The organism is Nonomuraea sp. NPDC052129, assembly GCF_040680095.1.
Taxonomy (GTDB): Bacteria; Actinomycetota; Actinomycetes; order Streptosporangiales; family Streptosporangiaceae; genus Nonomuraea.
In genome coordinates this window covers 90,593-109,663 of the sequence record NZ_JBFAVX010000014.1, presented here as the reverse complement: position 1 = coordinate 109,663, position 19,071 = coordinate 90,593, and the positions used below count along the sequence as shown (strand labels likewise).

Annotated in this window: 17 protein-coding genes; 11 read left to right on the top strand and 6 right to left on the bottom strand. The window is 67.8% G+C overall.

The window, feature by feature from the left end; all coding sequences use genetic code 11:
- Entirely contained in the window at positions 1 to 750 is a 750-nt protein-coding gene (locus AB0L53_RS28900; RefSeq protein ID WP_364000100.1) for a zinc-binding dehydrogenase, read from the bottom strand.
- Between AB0L53_RS28900 and AB0L53_RS28895 the strand changes: the two genes are divergently transcribed.
- The gene (locus AB0L53_RS28895) at positions 674 to 1,027 is read left to right on the top strand and encodes an acyl-CoA dehydrogenase family protein (RefSeq protein ID WP_364000461.1); all 354 of its coding nucleotides are present in this window, start codon (positions 674 to 676) and stop codon (positions 1,025 to 1,027) included. The two genes, AB0L53_RS28900 and AB0L53_RS28895, sit on opposite strands and share 77 nt — an antisense overlap.
- Here the strand turns inward: AB0L53_RS28895 and AB0L53_RS28890 are convergent.
- A complete protein-coding gene (locus AB0L53_RS28890) occupies positions 999 to 3,836 on the bottom strand; it encodes a DUF11 domain-containing protein (protein WP_364000097.1) in 2,838 nt (945 codons plus the stop codon). The two genes, AB0L53_RS28895 and AB0L53_RS28890, sit on opposite strands and share 29 nt — an antisense overlap.
- Positions 3,837 to 3,884: 48 nt before the next feature.
- Entirely contained in the window at positions 3,885 to 4,556 is a 672-nt protein-coding gene (locus AB0L53_RS28885; RefSeq protein WP_364000458.1) for a helix-turn-helix domain-containing protein, read from the bottom strand.
- A 180-nt stretch (positions 4,557 to 4,736) separates the two neighbouring features.
- On the opposite strand from AB0L53_RS28885, the gene AB0L53_RS28880 reads away from it, so the two are divergent.
- The 9 genes from AB0L53_RS28880 to AB0L53_RS28840 all read left to right on the top strand — a co-directional run bounded on the left by AB0L53_RS28880 (position 4,737) and on the right by AB0L53_RS28840 (position 14,903).
- A complete protein-coding gene (locus AB0L53_RS28880; protein ID WP_364000094.1) occupies positions 4,737 to 5,960 on the top strand; it encodes an oxygenase MpaB family protein in 1,224 nt (407 codons plus the stop codon).
- Positions 5,961 to 6,382: 422 nt separating this feature from the next.
- Entirely contained in the window at positions 6,383 to 7,687 is a 1,305-nt protein-coding gene (locus AB0L53_RS28875; RefSeq protein WP_364000091.1) for a hypothetical protein, read from the top strand.
- A 10-nt stretch (positions 7,688 to 7,697) separates the two neighbouring features.
- Positions 7,698 to 9,026 carry an extracellular solute-binding protein gene (locus AB0L53_RS28870; protein ID WP_364000088.1) on the top strand — a complete coding sequence of 443 codons (1,329 nt, stop codon included), beginning with the start codon at positions 7,698 to 7,700 and terminating at the stop codon, positions 9,024 to 9,026.
- A gap of 2 nt (positions 9,027 to 9,028) precedes the next feature.
- Positions 9,029 to 9,934, top strand: coding sequence for a sugar ABC transporter permease (locus AB0L53_RS28865; RefSeq protein ID WP_364000085.1), 906 nt, complete (start codon positions 9,029 to 9,031; stop codon positions 9,932 to 9,934).
- An 11-nt stretch (positions 9,935 to 9,945) separates the two neighbouring features.
- The gene (locus AB0L53_RS28860; protein ID WP_364000082.1) at positions 9,946 to 10,839 is read left to right on the top strand and encodes a carbohydrate ABC transporter permease; all 894 of its coding nucleotides are present in this window, start codon (positions 9,946 to 9,948) and stop codon (positions 10,837 to 10,839) included.
- Positions 10,840 to 10,842: 3 nt separating this feature from the next.
- On the top strand, positions 10,843 to 11,943 hold the full coding sequence (locus AB0L53_RS28855) for an ABC transporter ATP-binding protein (RefSeq protein ID WP_364000079.1): 1,101 nt from the start codon (positions 10,843 to 10,845) through the stop codon (positions 11,941 to 11,943).
- A complete protein-coding gene (locus tag AB0L53_RS28850; RefSeq protein WP_364000076.1) occupies positions 11,940 to 12,866 on the top strand; it encodes an acetylxylan esterase in 927 nt (308 codons plus the stop codon). Before AB0L53_RS28855 ends, AB0L53_RS28850 begins: the two co-directional genes overlap by 4 nt.
- A 4-nt stretch (positions 12,867 to 12,870) precedes the next feature.
- Positions 12,871 to 13,716, top strand: a complete 846-nt coding sequence (locus AB0L53_RS28845) for an acetylxylan esterase (RefSeq protein ID WP_364000073.1) — start codon at positions 12,871 to 12,873, stop codon at positions 13,714 to 13,716.
- Positions 13,713 to 14,903, top strand: a complete 1,191-nt coding sequence (locus tag AB0L53_RS28840; RefSeq protein WP_364000070.1) for a hypothetical protein — start codon at positions 13,713 to 13,715, stop codon at positions 14,901 to 14,903. Before AB0L53_RS28845 ends, AB0L53_RS28840 begins: the two co-directional genes overlap by 4 nt.
- 118 nt (positions 14,904 to 15,021) lie before the next feature.
- Here AB0L53_RS28840 and AB0L53_RS28835 read toward each other — a convergent pair whose 3' ends face one another.
- The 3 genes from AB0L53_RS28835 to AB0L53_RS28825 all read right to left on the bottom strand — a co-directional run bounded on the left by AB0L53_RS28835 (position 15,022) and on the right by AB0L53_RS28825 (position 18,150).
- Positions 15,022 to 15,759 (bottom strand): hypothetical protein, encoded by a 738-nt coding sequence (locus AB0L53_RS28835; RefSeq protein WP_364000067.1) that lies wholly within the window; start codon positions 15,757 to 15,759, stop codon positions 15,022 to 15,024.
- Between the two features lie 99 nt (positions 15,760 to 15,858).
- Positions 15,859 to 17,217, bottom strand: coding sequence for a Pup--protein ligase (gene pafA, locus AB0L53_RS28830; RefSeq protein ID WP_364000064.1), 1,359 nt, complete (start codon positions 17,215 to 17,217; stop codon positions 15,859 to 15,861).
- A gap of 555 nt (positions 17,218 to 17,772) precedes the next feature.
- A complete protein-coding gene (locus AB0L53_RS28825) occupies positions 17,773 to 18,150 on the bottom strand; it encodes a cellulose binding domain-containing protein (RefSeq protein WP_364000061.1) in 378 nt (125 codons plus the stop codon).
- Between the two features lie 331 nt (positions 18,151 to 18,481).
- Here AB0L53_RS28825 and AB0L53_RS28820 point away from each other — a divergent pair, with 331 nt between their 5' ends.
- Complete coding sequence (locus tag AB0L53_RS28820) at positions 18,482 to 19,054, top strand: tetratricopeptide repeat protein (protein ID WP_364000058.1); 573 nt, start codon at positions 18,482 to 18,484, stop codon at positions 19,052 to 19,054.
- Positions 19,055 to 19,071: the final 17 nt, after the last annotated feature.

Here is a 19,071-nt window from a genome sequence, read left to right as displayed (position 1 = left end):
TTAGTCGGGCGTCAGGACGGCGCGTCCCCTGAGCTCTCCGGCGCGCAGCCGGATCAGCGCCTCATGGGCGGCGGACAGCGGAAACCGCTCGACCTCGACGTGCAGCGCCCCGGAGCGGCCAAGGCCGATCACCTCCGCGAGTTCGGGCAGAGTGCCCCAGAACGGCAGTGAGATCCGGCCGCCTGGGGGCAGCGGGCCCGGTTTGCGGACGGTCAGGTGCCCGCCTCCGTTGCCGACGATGACGAGGTCACCGCCGGCGCGCAGGCTGGCGGCGGCCAGATCGACCGTTGATTGGCTGCCCGCGAAGTCGAGCACGACGTCAACGCCGCTGCCGCCGCTCGCCGCGCGCAGGACGCGGCCGGTGTCCGGCGAAAGGCGGGTGCTCAGGTGGGCGCCGCACCTGTCGGCGACGGCCAGGGCCTCCTCGCGCACGTCGACGGCGAACACCCGGCTCGGCGTCAACGCGCGGAGGAGCTGAATGGCCAGGTGCCCGAGCCTGCCGACCCCGATGACGGTGACCGTGGATTGGTCGTCCAAGGACGCCCGGCACTGCTGGATGGCGTGGTAGGGCGTCAGGCCGGCATCGGACAGCGGGGCGGCCTGCACAGGATCCAATTCGCCGATCGGCTGGAGGTGGCGAGCCGCCGGGCGGTCGGAGGAGGTCCGCAGGACGCTGCAGCAGGCCGCGAAGGAGGCCGGTGTCTTCGCCCCGCACGTCGCGCGGGAGTACGGCGGGCTCGGGCTCGACATGCGCGGCCGAGCCGCCGTGTTCGAGGAGGCCGGCTACGCCCTGCTCGGACCCCTCGCGCTGAACAACGCGGCGCCCGACGAGGGAAACATGCACATGCTTGAGGCCATCGCCACTGATGAGCAGAAGGAACGTTACCTGCGGCCACTCGCCGCGGGCGAGGTCCGCTCGTGCTTCGCGATGACCGAGCCCGCCCCGGGCGGGCTCGGATCCGAGCGCCCTCACCACACGTGCCACGCGCGAGAGGCGGTCAATATCGTTCGGCGAGGTTGGAGTTGATCTCGGTCAGGGCCAGTGTGTTGTCGGTGTAGCGGATCGCGTTCGGCAGGACGGGCAGCGCCAGAGTGGCTGCCGTGAAGCGGTAGGCGTCGGCGACCGTGTGGAGGCCGAGCCGTTCGATGGTGATCGTGCGGATGGCCGTGCCGGCGTTGATCCGGTGGGTGGCCAGGTTGAGCGCGGTGGCCAGCAGTTCGGCCCGCAGCGTGCGCGGCTGCAGAACCGGCAGCGTCAGGACGGCCGTGGCCTCCGCCTGGGACAGCGCCCCGTCCGGGGTGCTGCCGTCGGCCCCGTCGAAGCGGGTGTCCGTCGCCTGGACGCGGGCCAGCACCTCAGGGGTACGGAGGTCGCCGCGCAGCGCCCAGACCGTGGTGAGTTGCGGGTTCTTGGTGGGCGCCGGTTGGGTGACCTGGGTGGTGGCCTGGGCGGTGGCGGGGGTGAACGCGCAGCCGTTCTGCCCGCCGTACCGTAGGGCGGCCTGGACGGTGAGCGGCTCCGGCGGGGTCAGCAGGCTCGGCCGGGCGGTGATGGTGACGCTGCCCGTGGCGTCCGGGGCGAGGGCGCCCACGGTCCAGGCCAGCGTGGTGGTGCCGTCGGCGTTGCGGGTGACCGTTCCAGGGCGCGGGCCGGAGCCCTTGTCCAGGGCCTGGCTGTAGTACAGGCCGGCGGGCAGCGTCTGGGTCAGCGTGGCGCCGGTCGCCTGGGCGCTGCCGGTGTTGCGGTACGCCAGCGTGTACGTGATCGCCTCCCCGGGCTCGGCCGACGGCGTCGCGGTCTGCGACAGGGTCAGGACCGGGGCGTGGGCGGTGGTCGAGGCGGTGGCGGTGTTGTCCGCCAGGGTCGACTCGACCTCGGGCTCGCCGGCGGCGTTGCGGCCGGAGATCTTCACGGTGTTGGTGAGCGTGCTGCCGTCCACCGCCGTACAGGGAACCTGGTAGGTGAAGGTCTCGGTGGCGGGCAGGGCGCCGACGGACCTCGTGATCGGCTCGCCGCTCGGCGGCGTGTCGGTGAGGGTGACCGAGGAGGCCTCGTTGGCGGACTTGTTCGTGCCTCGCACAGTGTAGGTGAGCGTGTCGCCGGCCTGGGCGTCGCTCTTGTCCACGGTCTTGGTCACGGCCAGGTCGATGGAATGGACGCGCTCCAGGTCTGCCTTGGTGAGCTCGTCGATGGCCTGACCGTGCGCGCCCTCGGAGAAGTATCTGCTGCTGGTGAAGTTGAACTGGAGCCGGTCCCAGTCGGTGTGGCTGAGCAGCGTGTCGCCGGGGCTGGCGGTGGCGCATTCAGGGCCGTAGGCGGGGATGAAGTTGACGTCCTCGGTGGCGTGGTCGGAGTAGGAGCCGTCCTCGCCGGCCCAATGGATGGCCTTGTTCGCCGGGTGGTTGGCGGACTTGCCGCCCACGCCGTGGACGATCAGCCGCGAGCCGGCACGAGCGAGCGCGGGCGACCTGATCTCGTCGAGCCCGCCGTTCTCCGTCAGCGTGTCCGTGGCGACCGTGGCCAGGTCCAGCGGGCGCGTGGTGTCGACGTCGGGGAACTGGTACAGGTAGTTCATCACGCTCAGGTAGTTGGGCTTGCAGTTGTGCGGGTCGAGGTCACCGTTGTCGAAACGGCCGCCGTGCCCCAGGCCGAGCGTGTGGCCCAGCTCGTGCAGGAACGTCGACTCCTCGGCCACCTTCCTGCCCCCGAGGGTGTTGATCAGCGAGTTCCCGAGGCCGTTCACCGCCACCACGAAGTCGTTGCTGCCGCGCTCGTCCAGCTCCGCCATGCCCGAGGCGAAGGTGGGCAGCGAGTCGATGAACATCCCGTACCGGAAGTGCAGCCGCTTGAACAGCAGGATGTCATCGCACAGCGGGCTGGACCTGTCCTGCGCGGTGCCGAAGTGACCGGTGGCGGTGGGACCGCACGCCCGCTCCGGGTTGCCGAGCTTGAGGTCGTCGAAGTCGTCCAGAGTGCCGGTGAGATGGTTGTTGAACTCCAGCGAGGCGACGTGTGGCACCGCTTCGTCGGCCAGCAGGTGCAGTCCGATGCCCGTCCGGTGCTGATCGTTGATCACGAGCGCGTTGTTGAAGACACCCTCGACGTCCTGCAGCACGCCCGTCTGCGGGGCCTGGCCCTGCATCCAGTCCACCTCGACGTAGACGTCCCTGCGCTCGGCGTCCGCGCCCGGCAGCGTCAGGTCGACCACGTTGTCGTTGTTGAAGTCCCGGCCCCGGTACTCCTCGTAGTCGGTGAACCCGTCCCCGTCGGTGTCCGCGCTGGGGTACGGCGTGATGTCCACGCAGACCTGGACAGAGGGCTTCGGGTCCGGCCCGAAGATGCCGCCGCCGGGCTCGCCGTTGCCCGCCACGCAGCCCGTCGAGGAGGTCAGGTCGCCGGTGACGGTGCCGTGGATGAGGTTCACGGTGAAACGGGCGTACGGGTCGTCGTGGCGCGGTGAGGCGTCACCCCAGTCGTCGGGGCTGGTGTCGTCGTGATCCTTGATCAGGACGCTGATCTTCTGCTCGGTCTTGGTGGTCGGGATCTGCTTGGTCAGCGACCAGTTCGGTGCGACCTGGACCTGGTCGTCCGGCGCTCTGGGCGTGGTGTAGGTGTCGAACCCGTCGAAGGTGATCTCGGCATAGAAGTCCGGAGCGCTCTCGTCCGCGGCCTCCAGGCCCTCGTTGCGGCACGGGGCCACACAGTTCACCAGGAGCACGCGTAAGGTCAGCGGCTGGAAGGCCGTCTCGGCCGTGGCCGGCGGCGAGGTCACGAACACCCCGGCCAACGCCACGACCAGCGCGACCGCGTAGCGGATTGCTGGCTTGATCTGCATGCGGCCACTATCATCGGCCACCGCGTGAGCCGCATGAGTAGGCGCTACTCAGACGGATCCGGCCGCTGACGTCCCGGCTGGTGGCTCCAGCATGGGCACGAGGAACCGCCGGGCCACCGCGGCCAGTTCCTGGTCGTCATCCAGGTTGATGATGGCACTGGGGATCGTCAGGAAAGAGGTGGAGATCCGCACCATCATCTCGGCCACAAGATCGACGTCAAGGCCGCTCGACACGTTGCCCGCGCGTTGCTCGCTGCGGAGCTGACCGGCGACGAAATGCCGCACGGTGGCGAGGGTCTGACCCCCGTCGGCCGTCATGGAGGGGACGAGCAGGTCCGGTTCCGTGGCGATGAGTCCGCCGATCAGCGGGTTGCCGCGAATTGCCCGCAATGAGGTTACGAAGCCCAGTACCACCCTGTCGGCAGCGGTGCCGGCTAGTTCTATGTCGATGAGGAACTGGTCGAAATAGCGGCGGAACTCCCGGCGCACCACGTGTTCGATCAGCGTGTCCTTGGTGTCGAACCGGCGGTAGACCGTGATCCGCGACACCTTCGCCAGCCGGGCGACGTCCTCCATGGTGGAGCGCCTGATGCCCATCCGGCAGAACTGCTCGTACGCCGCGTCGAGGATGCGCGCCCGTAGCTCGTCGCTGTCGTCAGCGCGCTCGACGGCATCGACATAGGCGCGCTCCAGCAACGAATTCGAGTCCGACGGCGCCATGAATCCGGACAGCACAGACTCCACGATCACCTCCTAGGGGAATTCTGCCTCAAACGCCGTCTTGTGATGCCCGTCACACTGTGCTCTGATGATGATACACAGACTCATGACTTGTTTCTCCGTATCAACCATTTCTCGCATGCCCTGAGCAGAACCCCCCACCTCGAAGGAGTGCGGAGCATGGCAGAGTTGAGCAGGCGCGAGGTACTGATGTCGGGCACCGCCTTGGGGGCACTCGGCGCGTTAGGGATGGTCTCCCCGGCCCAGGCGGACTCCCTGTCCGGCGACTGGGGCTGGCCGGCCAGTGGTTCGATCGCCGGTTCCGGCAGCGGCGCCGACCCCCGATGGGTGTGGGACGACGTGGCCGATCCGCTCCTCTCCTCCCTGCTCGACCGCGGTGTCATACCCGAGGTCAACCGGCTGCTGGACGGCTGGAACCGCAACGACCAGCCCCTGCCCGCGGGGCTGCCGGAGGATCTGCGGGCCTTCATCGAGCAGGCACGTCAGCTGCCGTCGTGGGCCGACCCCGCCATGCTGGACGCCGCGGGGCGCTTCCACGCGCTCAAGGGAAACTACATCGTCGTCCTCACCATTGTCGGTGCCGGGATGCTGGCCACCGCCATCCCCAAGGAGGCACGCGCTGTCTATTACTCCGCGGGCGGCGCGGATCTGAAAGACCGGATCGCCAAGACGAACATCCTGGCGTACGCGGTCAGACCCCAGAACGCCTGGGGTGCCGGAGGCACGGCCGTGGTCGAGGCCGTGAAGACCCGGCTGGTGCACGCGGCGGTGCGGCACCTGCTGAAGTCGTCTCCCCACTGGTCCGGCCCTGTCCCGATCAGCCAGGAGGACATGCTCGTCACGTGGCACACCCTGGCGACCTACTCCATGCGCGGGATGCGGGAGTGGCAGGTGCGTATCTCCTCCACTGAAGCCGCGGCGTACCTGCATTCGGTACAGATGCTGGGGCACATGCTCGGCATCAGGGACGAGTTCCTCCCCGCCACCTGGGACTCCTCCTACACCCAGTCGGATCTGGTCCTGCCCAGGAACATGGGGCCGACCCCGGAGGGGGTGGAACTCAACGCCATCCTGCGGGGCATGCTCGCGGAGCTGACCAGCCCCGGCGGCCTCGACAAGCCTCTCGTCAACGCGTTCTCCAGGTACCTCACCGGCGACCAGGTGGCCGACTGGAACGGCATCCGGCGCGAGCCGCTGTGGGACCCGGCGGTCAAGACCGCGTGGCCGCTACTGGTGCGGTTCCGGGAGGGTCTGATCGGGCTGCCGCTGGTGCCCGCCGCCGCCTGGCTCCTCGACGAGATGGTCAAGAAGTGGACCACGTACTACCTCACCAAGGGGGCACAAACCAAGATCGTGATTCCGACGGGCAACCGGCCCAGCTGATCACGGTCCGGCAAGTACGTGGCGGCCCGGCCGCTTCGGTGGGCGAGGGCCGCGTGATGGCCGCGCAGTGACTCGTCCACCGGATCGTGCGGTGTCTCCGTCACTCCGCCCGCGGGGGCACCTGCTGACGGCGGAGGCGAGGTCTTCGAGGGCGCCCGTGTTCTTCCCCGGGCTGCCGCTCCTGATGCGCCTGGTCCACCTCGTCGTTCCCGGCTGGACGGCGGCCGGGCTGCTGATTGCGTTGAGAGGCGCACGGCGGGTTCGGCGAGAGGTCCTTCGGTACACCATCGGCCTTCGGCGGCCGGCTTGTTACTGGGGAATTTCTTTTTGGCTGATCCCTTGACCTGGACCCCTGGGAGGGGAGAGTTTGGTCAGAATCGGATTTACGAGTCATTTACGAACCTAGTTCGTAAAGGGGTGTCGTGGCCATTGTGATCGGAGTGGTGACCCACTCGATGCACGGCGAGTTGTTCCGGGAAGCCGCGAACACCCTCGGTGGGGTCGACCTGGAGTGGGTCAGCTACGACCACGAGGACGAGATCCGCGCCAAGGTCGCCGAGTTCCTGAGCACGACCCGGCTCGACGGCTTCCTGGCCGGCCCGGTCCCGTACACGGCCAGCCGCGAACTCCTCCCACCCGGCCTGCCGGTCGGCGTGATCCGCTCGTCGGCGCTGGACCTGACCCTCGCGCTCTACCGCGCCCAGGAGCGTGGCTGGGGCCGCACCCCGGTCAGCATCGACACCTTTCCCGCCGAGGCGGTCGAGGCGGTCGCCCTCGCGCTCGAGCTCGACGCCGACGCCATCGACTGCCTGCCGTACGCCCCCACGCAATCCGTGGAGGACATCGTCGAGTTCCACCGTTCCGCGTACCACCGCTTCGGCGAGCGCGGCTACGTGATCAGCGTCCGCGCCGCCGTCCGCGAGCGACTGTCCGGCGAGATCCCGATCATGAGCGGCATGCCGGTGCCGGCGACGATCCGGACCGAGCTGCACGAGCTCGCGCTCCGGATCGAGTCCGAGCGAGCCAGCGCACAACGCTTCGCCGCCGGAGTCTTCCTGATCTCGCAGTCGCAGGACGAGGAACGGGCCCGGATCGGCCTGATGAATCTGTTGCTCAACACCCCCGAGTTCGCCGGCGCGTGGATCGAGGACCGCGGCCGGCGCGGTGTCGTCGTCTTCGCCCACAAGGCCTTGTTCGAGCGCATCACCCGCAACTGGGTCGCCGTACCCGCGCTCGCCGAGGCGGCCGCGGCGCTCGGTGCGCAGGTCTCGGCCGGGTTCGGCGTCGGCGCGTCCGCCCGCGGCTGTGTGGCCCTGGCCGAACAAGCGGCCGCCCGCGCCGAGCGGGAGAGCGAGCCATGCGGCTACCTGATCGAGGACAGCGGCGTGATCATCGGGCCGATGGGTCCGGTTCGGGTGGCGCTCAGCTACTCCTACCGCGAGCACGGCGACGACGTCGAACAGCTCGCGAAGTCCGTCGGCCTCAGTGCCGCGACCGTCTCCCGCCTGGCGGCACTGGAGCACGAGCTGGAAGGTCGCGCGATCTCGCCCGGTGAGCTCGCCGACCATCTCGGCATCACGGATCAGAGCGGCCGCCGGCTGATCCGCACACTTGACGCTGGGGGCCTGGTGAGCGTCGAAGGCACTGCTCAGCGCCATCCGAAAGGACGCCCGACGCGTCTGTACCGGCTACGCATCGCCCAAGCGTTACTGCGCTCATCGCGTTGAAGGGACAACCATGGAGCTCAACCGCCGCCAGATCCTGAAGTACGCGGGTCTCGGGCTGGCCCTGCCCGCCGCATCGCCCCTCCTGACCGCCTGCTCCAACGACAAGTCCGCGGGCTCCGGCGACGGCAGCGTGAAGTTCGAGGGCTGGGACTACGAGGCCGCACTCGTCCAGCAGAACCTTGACAACTTCACCAAGACCACCAACATCAAGGTCAACTACACCCCGGTCACGAGTGCGCAGTACGTTCAGAAAGTAGTCGCCGAGTTCACCGGTGGCGGCGGCCCGGACGCCCTTTACGTCTACGACGATTCCCTCGCGGGCTGGGTCGAGGGGGACTACCTGCAGCCGCTCGACGGCATGGCCGGCGTCGACGAAGTGTACGCCGCGATCTACCCGGGCAACGCGTCCGCGATGACGTACCAGGGCAAGCGCTACGGCCTGCCGTACTACACCGACTCCAACTGCCTGACCTACAACGCCGACATCCTCGCCAAGGCCGGGATCACGAAACCCCCTGCCAGCTTGGAGGAACTGGAAGCGCAGGCGGTCAAGATCAAGAACGCCGGCCTCCTGAAATACCCGATCGGCGTACCGGCGCAACTGTCCGACACCTGGTGGTCCTGGGTGTGGGCGCTGGTCTTCGGCAGCGGCGGCAACATGTTCGACGACCAGCAGGCGCCGATCATGAACACCACCGACACCGTGGTGAAGGACGTCTTCGCCTGGCTGCAGCAGGCGGCGAACAAGTCGAAGGTGATCGACCCGGCCTGCCTGCAACTGCTGGCGGTCCCGATCGACAATGCGATGAAGGCGAACCGGTACGCGTACACGATCGGCGCGCGCTACGCGAGCCGCGACTACAACGACGCGACCAAGTCCAAGGCCGCGGGCAAGATCCGGATGGCGCTGATCCCGAGCCTCGACGGTCAGGTGCACGGGACGGTCAGCAACACCCGGCTCTATGCGCTGGCCAAGGACACCGAGGTGAAGGACAACGCGTTCAAGCTGCTCACCTACCTGGGCGGACTCGACGCGAACAAGCAGCCGTACACCGCGAAGTTCTGGTTCCTGCAGCGTGGTCTCGGGTTCGCCTACCGGTCGATGGCGACCGACCCGGAGATCACCGCGTCGCTGAAGAAGTTCGCCGACCCGGCGATCTACGCCCACCTGGGCGAGATCGCCAAGCCGCGCAACGTGCTCGGCGTGCCGTGGTACACCGAGTTCGAAACCGAGATGCACAAGGTCGTGCAGGGCGTGCTGAGCAACCAGACGCAGCCGTCCGCGGCGGTGGCGAGCTTGGCGCAGTCCGCTGCCACGCTGAAGAAGAAGTACAGCTGAGGATGGCCGTCCAAGCCGAACGCCGGCCGCTGGGCGACAACGCCAAGGCCTGGGCGCTGAACGCGCCGGCCATGATCGTGATCGCCCTGCTGGTCGCCTACCCGATCGCGTACTCGTTCTGGGTCAGCCTGCAACGCAACAACCTGAAGCGCCCGCGGGCGAAGAGTTTCATCGGCTTCGACAACTACCAGGCCCTGCTCAGCGACCAGGCTTTCCTGTCCGCGCTGAAGGTGTCGGCCCTGTTCGTCCTCTTGGTGCTCGGGCTGACCGTCGTACTCGCGCTGATCCTGGCGCTGGTGCTGAACGAGCGGTTCCGCGGCCGCGGTCTGTTGCTCAGCCTGGCTTTGTTGCCTTGGGCGATGCCGGGGGTGGTGAACGGCCTGATGTGGCGGACCATCTTCGACGCGAAGACCGGCGCCCTGAACGGTCTGCTGACGCAACTCGGACTGATCGCCGAATATCAGGCGTGGCTGACGTCCGGGACCGGCGCGTTCCTGTTCACCGCACTGGCCCAGGTGTGGAACACGCTCCCGTTCTCGGTCATCATTCTGCTCGCCGGATTGTCGACAATCCCTTCAGAGTTGTACGACGCCGCCACCGTCGACCGAGCGGGTGCGGTGCAGCGGTTCGTCCAGGTGACGTTGCCGTGGTTGCTGCACCCACTGCTGATCGTGCTGATCCTCGAGACGATGAACGCGTTCCGTGCCTTCGACACCATCTACGTACTGACCGGTGGCGGACCGGGTGACGCGACCACCACCATCGCCCTGCTCGACGTGCAGACCGTCCTGACCTTCACCGACTTCGGCCTGGGCAGCGCCTACGCCTGGGTGATCACCGCGATCACTCTGCTGATCTCGGTCGGCTACATCGGCCTGCTCTACCGAAAGGGGGACTTCGAGGTATGAGCCTTCGAGATATGAGCACCGTGGTGAAGGTTCCCCTGCGCTACCGAATCCCCTGGAAGAAGATCGTCCTGTACGTGCTGGCGGTCGTGTTCGCGCTGTATCTGGTGTTGCCGTTCTACTGGATCGTCGCGATGAGCTTCATGCACGAGGTGGATGCGATCTCCGTTCCGCCGCACTGGATCCCGGACCGCCCGACGTTGGAGAACTATCTCGGTTTCATTCATCCGAGTGAGGCCCAGCAACTCGTCGGCGGCCGGGCGATCGACGAGACGCCGTACTCCTTGCGCAACAGTCTGATCGTCGCCACCTCGACGGCCGTCCTGAATCTCGCGCTGGCCACGTTCGCGGCGTACTCGTTCTCGCGGCTGAAGTTCCGTGGCAGTCAGGTGCTGCTCATGCTCTACCTGCTCACCCGGATGGTGCCGGGGATCGCGATCATCATCCCGTTCTACCTGCTGATGCGGACGATCGGGCTGCTGGACACCTACCTGGCGCTGATCCTCTCGTACACGACGTTCGCGCTGCCGATCACGATCTGGATTCTGAAGGACTTCTTCCGCTCGGTGCCGCGCGAGCTGGAGGAGGCGGCCCGGGTGGATCGGTGCGGCTGGTTCCGGACCATGTGGTCGGTGTTCCTGCCGGTCGCGGCGCCGGGGCTGGTCGCGGCGGCGGTGTTCGCGTTCATGACCGCGTGGAACGAGTTCATGTTCGCGTTGTTCCTGACCAGCACGAAGGCGGCGAAGACGATCCCGGTGGTGGCGGCGAACTTCGCCACCGACTTCAACACCCAGTTCACCGTGATGGCCGCGGCCGGCGTGCTCGCGGTCGTCCCACCCCTGGTACTGGCCCTGCTCTTCCAGCGCAAACTGGTTCAGGGCATGGCCGCCGGATCCGTGAAGGGCTGACAGATGGCAGAGGTTCGACTCGAAGGCGTCACCAAGTCGTTCGGCGGCAAGACCGTGGTGAAGGACCTGAATCTGACCATCGAGGATCAGGAGTTCCTCACCCTGGTCGGCCCGTCCGGTTGTGGAAAGTCGACGACCCTGCGCATGATCTGCGGCCTGGAACGGGCCTCCGAGGGCAACATCTTCTTCGACGGCAAGCCGGTCAGCTGGCTGCCGGCCAACAAGCGCGACGTCGCGATGGTGTTCCAGAGCTACGCGCTCTACCCGCACAAGACGGTCCGGCAGAACATCGGGTTCGCGCTGAAGATGATGCGGGTGCCGAAGGCGACGATCGACGAGCAGGTGCTGCGGGCGGCCCGGACGCTGGACATCGAGGACCTGCTGGATCGCAAGCCGCGCGAGCTGTCCGGTGGTCAACGGCAACGGGTCGCGCTCGGTCGCGCGATCGTACGGGACGCCGGCGCGTATCTGCTCGACGAGCCGCTGTCCAACCTGGACGCGCAGCTCCGGGTGCTGATGCGTGCGGAGATCAAGCGGCTGCACGTGGATGTCGCCCGGACGTTCATCTACGTCACCCATGACCAGGTCGAGGCGATGACGATGTCGGACCGGATCGCGGTGATGCGCGAAGGCGTCGTCCAGCAGTGCGCGACGCCGGGGGAGATCTACGAACGACCGGCGAACCGGTTCGTCGCGTCGTTCATGGGCTCGCCGCCGATGAACTTCGTCACCGGTGAACTGACCGACGTCGACGGCGTCCGGACCTTCCGCAGCGGCGCGTTGAGTCAGGAGCTGGGCCGGTACGACGTTTCGCCGGACGACCCGGCCGTCGTCCTGGGCGTCCGGCCGGAGGACGTGACGTTGTCGCCGACCCCGGTCGCGGGCTACCAGCCCGGGAAGGTGTTCGTGTCCGAGCCGCTCGGTCCGGATGTCCTCGTCACGGTCCGGATCGACGGCGAGCTGCTGAAGGCCCGCGTCCCGGTGCCGTTCCGGCTGGGTCATGACAGCACGGTGTACGTCGGCTTCAACCAGAACCGCCTGCATTTGTTCAAGGCCTCCGACGGCACCGCGCTGCACGCCCCCCATCGAGAGGAACACTCTTGAGAGACCCCGAGAACGCGATCGTCGAGGTCGAGTTGCCGGACGACTTCGACGACTTCTGGGCGGCCGGCCTGGCGGACTGCGCGTCGTACCCGCTGGACCCGGTCCTCACCGAAATGCCATCGCTGTCCACGGAGAAGGCGATCGTCCACGATCTGCGCTACACCAGCTATGGCGGTCTGCGGATCGCGGGCTGGTACACCGTCCCGCGCGATCGGCCGGCCCCGCACCCGGCGCTGGTGACGATCCCCGGCTACATCTCCGAGCCGACGATCCCGAAGGAATGGTCCGAGCTCGGGTACGCCGCGCTCGCGGTCGCGCCGCGCGGAAAGCTGCGGTCGAACGACGTGTTCAACCCGGGCTATCCGGGATTGCTGACGCACAACATCATCGACCACAACACCTACGGGTATCGCGGGTTCTACCTCGACGTGGTGCGGGCGGTCGAGGTACTGCTCGATCGTCCGGAAGTCGATGATCTGCGGATCGGACTGCAGGGGTCGAGTCAGGGCGGTGGCCTCGGGATCTCGACGGCCGCGCTCATGCCGGATGTGATCCGGTGCGTCGCGGTGGGAGCGCCGTACCTGTGCGGGATCATGACCGCGCCGACACTGACCCGGTCGTATCCGTACGAGGAGATCAACGAGTACTTGCAGGTGCACCCGAAGGACGTCGACCGGGTGCGGGAGACGGTCGCGTACTACGACGGGCTCAACTTCGCGCCGAAGGTGCGGGCGCCGACGCTGCTGTACCTCGGGCTCGAGGACGACGTGTGCCCGCCGGAGACCGGGTTCGCGCTGCGGCGGGTGCTGACCTGTGAGACCACCCTGCACGCCTACCCGCACTGCGCGCACCACGCCGGGCTGCCGGGCGTGCTGCGGATCGTGGAGGACTTCCTTGCCGAACACCTCACGCCGGGACGGTGAACCGATGGACTTCGACAGCTACTGGTCCGCCGTCGACGAGGAGTTGGCCGCGATCTCCGCTCGGCCCGGGCTCGACCTGGTGCCGGCGCGGACGACGGACGAGGCGACCAGCTACACCGTGCGGCTCACCAGCACCGGGCCGTACCGCGTCTTCGGTCATCTCAGCATCCCGGCCGGTGACGGGCCGTTCCCCGCGCTCCTGCAGACGCCGCGCCACGGGAGCGTCAACCTCGTGCCGCACCCGAACGATCGGCGCCGGTACGTCGTGTTCACCCTGACGCACCGTGGTCAGAGGCTTGCCGACGAAGGGTTCTCGGCGGCGTACCCAGGATTGTTGACGATGGGCATCGACGACCCGGCGTCGTACGTCTATCGCGGGATCGCGGCGGACTGCCTGCGGGCCGCGGAGTTCCTGATGAGCCTGGAGGAGGTCGATCCGGCGCGGGTGGCCGTGAGCGGGGACGACCTGGCGCTGCTGACGGCCGCGCGGCGGCCCGGGTTCAGCGCGGTCCTGCTCTCGGAGCTGCTGTTCTACCGGGCGGCAGAGGCACGACTGAAGTCGAGCCGCTATCCGCTCGAGGAGCTCAACGATCACCTCCGCGCCGGCTCGTCGGCGCGGATCATTGACAAGGCTCTTGCCTACTTCGACCCGGTCCGGCATGGGTCCGCGGTGACCGCTCGGACGTTGCTCGCCGTCGACGACCCCGACTGGTGCGCCGCACTGATCGGGGCCTTGCCTGCCGCGAGTGTCTACAAGCTGACCCACCTCGACGGCACCGACAACGACTTCCTGGATGCCTGGCTGGCCGAACTCTCCGGGGTACCACCGATGTCGAGATTCCTCGTATGACCAATCCGTTCGGGGTCCGGCCCGTCATCAACGCCTCCGCGACACTCACCGCACTGGGCGGCTCGCTGATGCCGCCCTCGGCGCTGAAGGCGATGACGGAGGGGGCGGCCCACTTCGTCGACCTGCCCGAACTCCACGACCGCGTCGGTGAGCGCCTGGCCGCGCTCACCCGCAACGAGGCGGCCTGCGTGACGTCTGGCGCCGCGGCGGCGATCACCCTGACGGTCGCGTCGTGTGTCGGTGAGCCCGCGCAGGCGTTCCCGGCCGATGCCGAGGTCGTCATGTTCACCGGCCAGCGCAACGGCTACGACTACGCGGCCCGCCTGACCGGCGCCCGCATCGTAGAAGTCGGTCCGTCGATCGAGGAGCTACGAGCCGCCCTGGTACGACGCCCCGCCTGCGTACTGTGGTTCGCCGGCGCCCACTACGCGGCGGATGCTCTGCCGATCGAGGACGTGATCCGAGTCGCCCGGGAACTCGCCTCGACCGGCCTGACCTTCGCCGGCACCCCGGGCCTCACAGGTCCACCGGCTGTGCCGGTGATCGTGGATGCGGCGGCCCAGATTCCACCAGTCTCCTCGCTGTGGAGATTCACCACGGAGCTCGGTGCGGATGCCGTGATCCTCAGCGGTGGAAAAGGATTGCGCGGCCCGCAGTCCAGCGGGCTGGTGCTGGGGAAACGGTGGATTGTCGACAGGTGCCGGGCGCACGCGTCGCCGAATCAGCAGATCGGGCGCGGGATGAAGGTCGGGAAGGAAGAGCTGCTCGGGCTGTACGCCGCGGTCGAGTGGACGCTGGAGCAGGACGAGGAGGCACTGCTCGCGAGCTATGAGCAGATTGTCGACCGGTGGATCGTCGGCTTGCGCGGAGTGCCGGGTGTCGTCGCCGAGCGAGGGTACCCGAGTGAGGCGGGCCAGCCGCACGGGCGAGCGGTTGTCCGATTGCTGGCAACCAGCGGCTGGACCCGGGACGGGTTGGTGCGGGCTTTGTGGGAGGGAGACCCGCGGATCGCGGTCGGTGTGTTCGGCGTACCCGACGACGCGATCGCGCTGAACCCGCAGACGATCGAGCCGGGGGAAGACCTGGTGGTTCTCGATGCGCTGGTTCGGCACCTGAGCTCTGGGGATGGCGAAAGAGCCACCGCGCGCGACGACGTCGGCAGAGGATGTCGGCAGAGGATGTCGTAGGTCAGGTGCGTCGCGGTCGATTCGGGTGTGGCCCACGGCCGCCCTTGGTGATCGGCGGTGGCAAGGACGAGGTAGCGGCTGTCGGCGAGCAGCCGGGGAACCAGTTCCCACATGTCGGTCACTGGTCTCGGATGGTGGTGGCCGCCAGATGCAGCACGGCCGGGCCGTGGATCGTGGACGGTACGGTGAACTTCACCAGGCCGTCGCTCGGCACCGTGATCTCGTCGCCGGGCAGGGATGTCCGTTCGTCGATGGCGTACCAGTCGGTTGTGTAGCCGCCGGCCGACAACTCGGCGGTGAACACCTCGCTGGTCCCGGCCGGCCGCAGGATGAGGTACTCCTTGCCGGGGTGTGCCAGCGCGTAGCCGGTGGAGGTGAGGTCGCCGCGAGGGGGCATGCCGATGAGGTCGATCCGCTCGGCGTAGCGCCGGGTGTCGCCCATCGCCTGGCGGGCCGGTTCGAAGGCGTCCTGTGACGACGGGACACCGTCGATGAGGCCGTAATCCATCAAGATCGGGTTATGGCCGCGCAGGAACGCCTTCCACACCCAGAGGGCGTCGCCCTGGCCAGGGGCGAAGTGGTCGGTGTCGCTGAGCAGGACCTTGCGGCCGTCGGCGGGCGGCGGGTTGTCCAGCCATCGCGACGGTGTGCCGCCCGGGGCGGACGGGTGACCGCCCTCGCGGTAGATCTCGTCGTCGTAGCCAGGCGAGATCCAGTCGGCGGGTCCGTCGAACAGGGGCGCGTTGACCAGGGTCTGGTCGGCCACCGGGAATTGCATGGTCATGCCGATCGGGCGCGGGTCATATCCCTGCTGCCGCTGGTACTGCCGAACGAAATTGATCACCACGAACGACATGGCGACCCTTCTCACCGCCCTGTACGTGAAGATCGACGAACTTTCTCAACGACGGACTGCCGCCCGCCGGTGTGGTTTTGGTTCCTTGGCTCCACTCGGTCACATGCTGGCGATGAGTTTGTCCACCCGCTCGTCGACGCTGCGGAACGGGTCCTTGCACAGCACGGTGCGCTGCGCCTGGTCGTTGAGCTTCAGGTGCACCCAGTCGACGGTGAAGTCGCGCCGCTTCTCTTGCGCCTTGCGGATGAACTCGCCGCGCAGCCGCGCCCGAGTGGTCTGCGGCGGCACCGACTTGGCCTCGAAGATCTTGATGTCGGAGGCCACCCGCTCCACTGCGCCGCGCCGCTGCAGCAGGTAGAACAGCCCGCGCTTGCGGTGCACGTCGTGGTAGGCCAGGTCGAGCTGGGCCACCCGGGGCGACGACAGCGGCAGGTCGTACTTCTTCCGGTACCGCTCGATGAGCTGGTACTTGGTGACCCAGTCGATCTCCCGGGACACCGTGTCCAGGTCGCCGGTCTCCACCGCCCGCAGGGTGCGCTCCCACAGCTCCAGCACCCTCCGCGCGATCACGTCGCCGCCCCGCCGGTCCACGAAGTCCTTGGCCTTGCCCAGGTATTCCTGCTGGATCTCCAGCGACGACGCCTCACGCCCGTTGGCCAGCCGGACCCGCCGCCGCCCGGTCATGTCGTGCGAGACCTCGCGGATCGCCCGAATCGGGTTCTCCAGGCTCATGTCGCGCATCACGATCCCAGCCTCCACCATGCGCAGCACCAGATCGGTCGCGCCGACCTTGAGCAACATCGTGGTCTCGCTCATGTTCGAGTCGCCGACGATGACATGCAGGCGGCGGAACCGCTCGGCGTCGCCGTGCGGCTCGTCCCGGGTGTTGATGATCGGCCGGGACCGGGTCGTCGCCGACGACACGCCCTCCCATATGTGCTCGGCGCGCTGCGACACGCAGTACACCGCCCCCCGCGGGGTCTGCAGCACCTTCCCCGCGCCGCAGATGATCTGCCGGGTGACCAGGAACGGGATCAGCACATCGGCCAGCCGCCCGAACTCCCCGTGCCGGCCCACACAGTAGTTCTCATGGCAGCCGTAGGAGTTGCCGGCCGAGTCGGTGTTGTTCTTGAACAGGTAGATGTCGCCGGCGATGCCCTCTTCGCGCAACCGCTTCTCGGCGTCGACCAGGAGCCCCTCCAGGATCCGCTCACCGGCCTTGTCATGGGTGACCAGCTCCACGACGTTGTCGCACTCGGGGGTGGCGTACTCGGGATGGCTGCCCACGTCCAGATACAGCCGGGCGCCGTTGGGCAGGAACACGTTGCTCGACCGGCCCCAGGACACGACCCGCCGGAACAGGTAGCGCGCCACCTCGTCCGGAGACAGCCTGCGCTGACCCCGAAAGGTGCACGTGACGCCGTACTCGTTCTCCAGACCGAAGATGCGTCGATCCATTACCTCACACTATTCTCCCCGCCCGCGCGACGGGGGAGATCGTCTTTCGCCCGACCCGGCCGGGGATTGATGTGTGGGTACCCGGAAAGCCGACGACACATGCGCCACGAGGCTGGCTTGCAACGGAGTCTGGCTGGAGCACACCGCGGCCCTTGCCGGACGATCAAAGACCATGATCCTTGCCACTCACCGGCGGGGATCACATCCCACCGTGCCAAGCCATCCCCGTCCGCGAGCTGCATCGGTTGACGCAGGGCCGGCCGCAGCGCCCAGGTTGGCGATCGTCCACGGCGACCCAATAACCCTGGCAACGTCCGCATGACCGCGAATCAAGTCGCGCTGATCGACTGGGACGAGTCGCACGTCGACGTCCCCGACCTCGTGCTGCCCGACAACGCCGCCGGGCTGGACGACGGTGCGTACGACATCGCCGCGCAAGCGTCGGCCGCATGGGAAGCCGCCAGCTGCTGGGACGACGCTACTGTTCGCCAGTGCTGCGGTGCGCCGCAATGGAACCGGTCATGCAGGCTCGCGACGAGCTGCCGGTGCGGCAGCTCAGCACGGCAGCAAGGGTCCGCCGTTGACCTTCAGGCCGCCGCCGTGGCCGTCGCTGACGCCGGTGGCCAGAAAGCCGAAGCTCACCCGGCCGAACGACGGGACATAGCCGTTGTACGACTGGTTGCTGGCCGACACGCTCAGGCCTGGTTGAGTCACGATCGCATCCCACGCGTTGGTGACCTTGGTGCCGTCGTCCCACGTCCAGGTGGCCGTCCAGCCGTCGACCGGTATCCCGTTGTTGATGAGGGTGACCTTGATCTGAAAACCGTTGGTCCACGAGCTGACTTTCTCCCACTCGCACGCAATGATCGTCGCTTGCGCGGGGGAGGCGTACGTGGCGATCAATACGATCGCTCCGGCGAGAGCCGCCGTCACCCGAGCCAACCGCGATGTACGTCGTCTCGGCATGACCAACCCTTCGGCAGGAGCGGGCACGGCCCGGCACCGAGGAACGCTTCCCCTCGGAGGTACCTCTCTTGGAAGACCGGGGTCAATGCGGGAACCGGCCTGCGCCCCGAGCCTGCGCACCGACCACGGCTTCGCCTGCTGCCATTCCCGATCAGGGGCTCATCCTGGGATTTTCGAACTGAAACTTTCACGTGCCATCCCGCCGGAGCGCTTGCCGCCAAGTGCGAACGGTCCGGCCTTCTCCCGGCCGAGAATGCATGGCCACTCCCCTCCACGGAAACGTTGTCATGGACGCGTCGTGGGCGAGAGTGATGCGGGTGCCGTACTGGTTGGCGATCTTGCTGTTGGTCACTCAGGCCGAGGCCGCCTGCCCTTCGCCGGGCAACTACTGCCGATCCTTGCGGTGCTGTCCCCGGCCGGCGTCCCGCTGGCGGTATTCGGCGGCACTGACGGCGGCCCGGTGCGCCTCCGGGAGATGCTCGCCGACCTGGCCGACACCCTCTACCGGCACATCTCCAGCGATGATGACCTCCCGGTTGACCTGCTGACGCTGCGCGCCTGGTGCGGCCAATACCTGACAGATCTGGCCGATCTCAGCCGGGCCGTCCTACTGTTGGAGGCCACGCTGGCCGACTTCGAGCGGGTCCTGGGCGCCGGCCACCCCGACACCCTGGGCTCCCGCAGCAACCTCGCCTACACCTACCAAGTGGCGGGGGATCTGGGCCGGGCCATCCCGCTGCACGAGGCGACTCTCGCCGATCGGGAACGGGTCCTGGGCAGACCCCGTCTACGAACACCGCGACGGCACCTACGAGCCGGCCTGAGCGGGGCGTCCCCGGCCCGTCGTTCTGTGTGGAAGGGTGCGTTCTAGATCAGCAGTGGGTGTGG

What these genes read in the sequence shown, in the direction of transcription:
- AB0L53_RS28900 (WP_364000100.1), bottom strand. Translation starts at nt 750, where the DNA reads ATGTCGAGCCCGAGCCCGCCGTACTCCCGCGCGACGTGCGGGGCGAAG.
- AB0L53_RS28890 (WP_364000097.1), bottom strand. Translation starts at nt 3,836, where the DNA reads ATGCAGATCAAGCCAGCAATCCGCTACGCGGTCGCGCTGGTCGTGGCG.
- AB0L53_RS28835 (WP_364000067.1), bottom strand. Translation starts at nt 15,759, where the DNA reads ATGTCGTTCGTGGTGATCAATTTCGTTCGGCAGTACCAGCGGCAGCAG.
- AB0L53_RS28840 (WP_364000070.1), top strand. Translation starts at nt 13,713, where the DNA reads ATGACCAATCCGTTCGGGGTCCGGCCCGTCATCAACGCCTCCGCGACA.
- AB0L53_RS28855 (WP_364000079.1), top strand. Translation starts at nt 10,843, where the DNA reads ATGGCAGAGGTTCGACTCGAAGGCGTCACCAAGTCGTTCGGCGGCAAG.
- pafA (WP_364000064.1), bottom strand. Translation starts at nt 17,217, where the DNA reads ATGGATCGACGCATCTTCGGTCTGGAGAACGAGTACGGCGTCACGTGC.
- AB0L53_RS28880 (WP_364000094.1), top strand. Translation starts at nt 4,737, where the DNA reads ATGGCAGAGTTGAGCAGGCGCGAGGTACTGATGTCGGGCACCGCCTTG.
- AB0L53_RS28865 (WP_364000085.1), top strand. Translation starts at nt 9,029, where the DNA reads ATGGCCGTCCAAGCCGAACGCCGGCCGCTGGGCGACAACGCCAAGGCC.
- AB0L53_RS28860 (WP_364000082.1), top strand. Translation starts at nt 9,946, where the DNA reads ATGAGCACCGTGGTGAAGGTTCCCCTGCGCTACCGAATCCCCTGGAAG.
- AB0L53_RS28885 (WP_364000458.1), bottom strand. Translation starts at nt 4,556, where the DNA reads ATGGCGCCGTCGGACTCGAATTCGTTGCTGGAGCGCGCCTATGTCGAT.
- AB0L53_RS28845 (WP_364000073.1), top strand. Translation starts at nt 12,871, where the DNA reads ATGGACTTCGACAGCTACTGGTCCGCCGTCGACGAGGAGTTGGCCGCG.
- AB0L53_RS28870 (WP_364000088.1), top strand. Translation starts at nt 7,698, where the DNA reads ATGGAGCTCAACCGCCGCCAGATCCTGAAGTACGCGGGTCTCGGGCTG.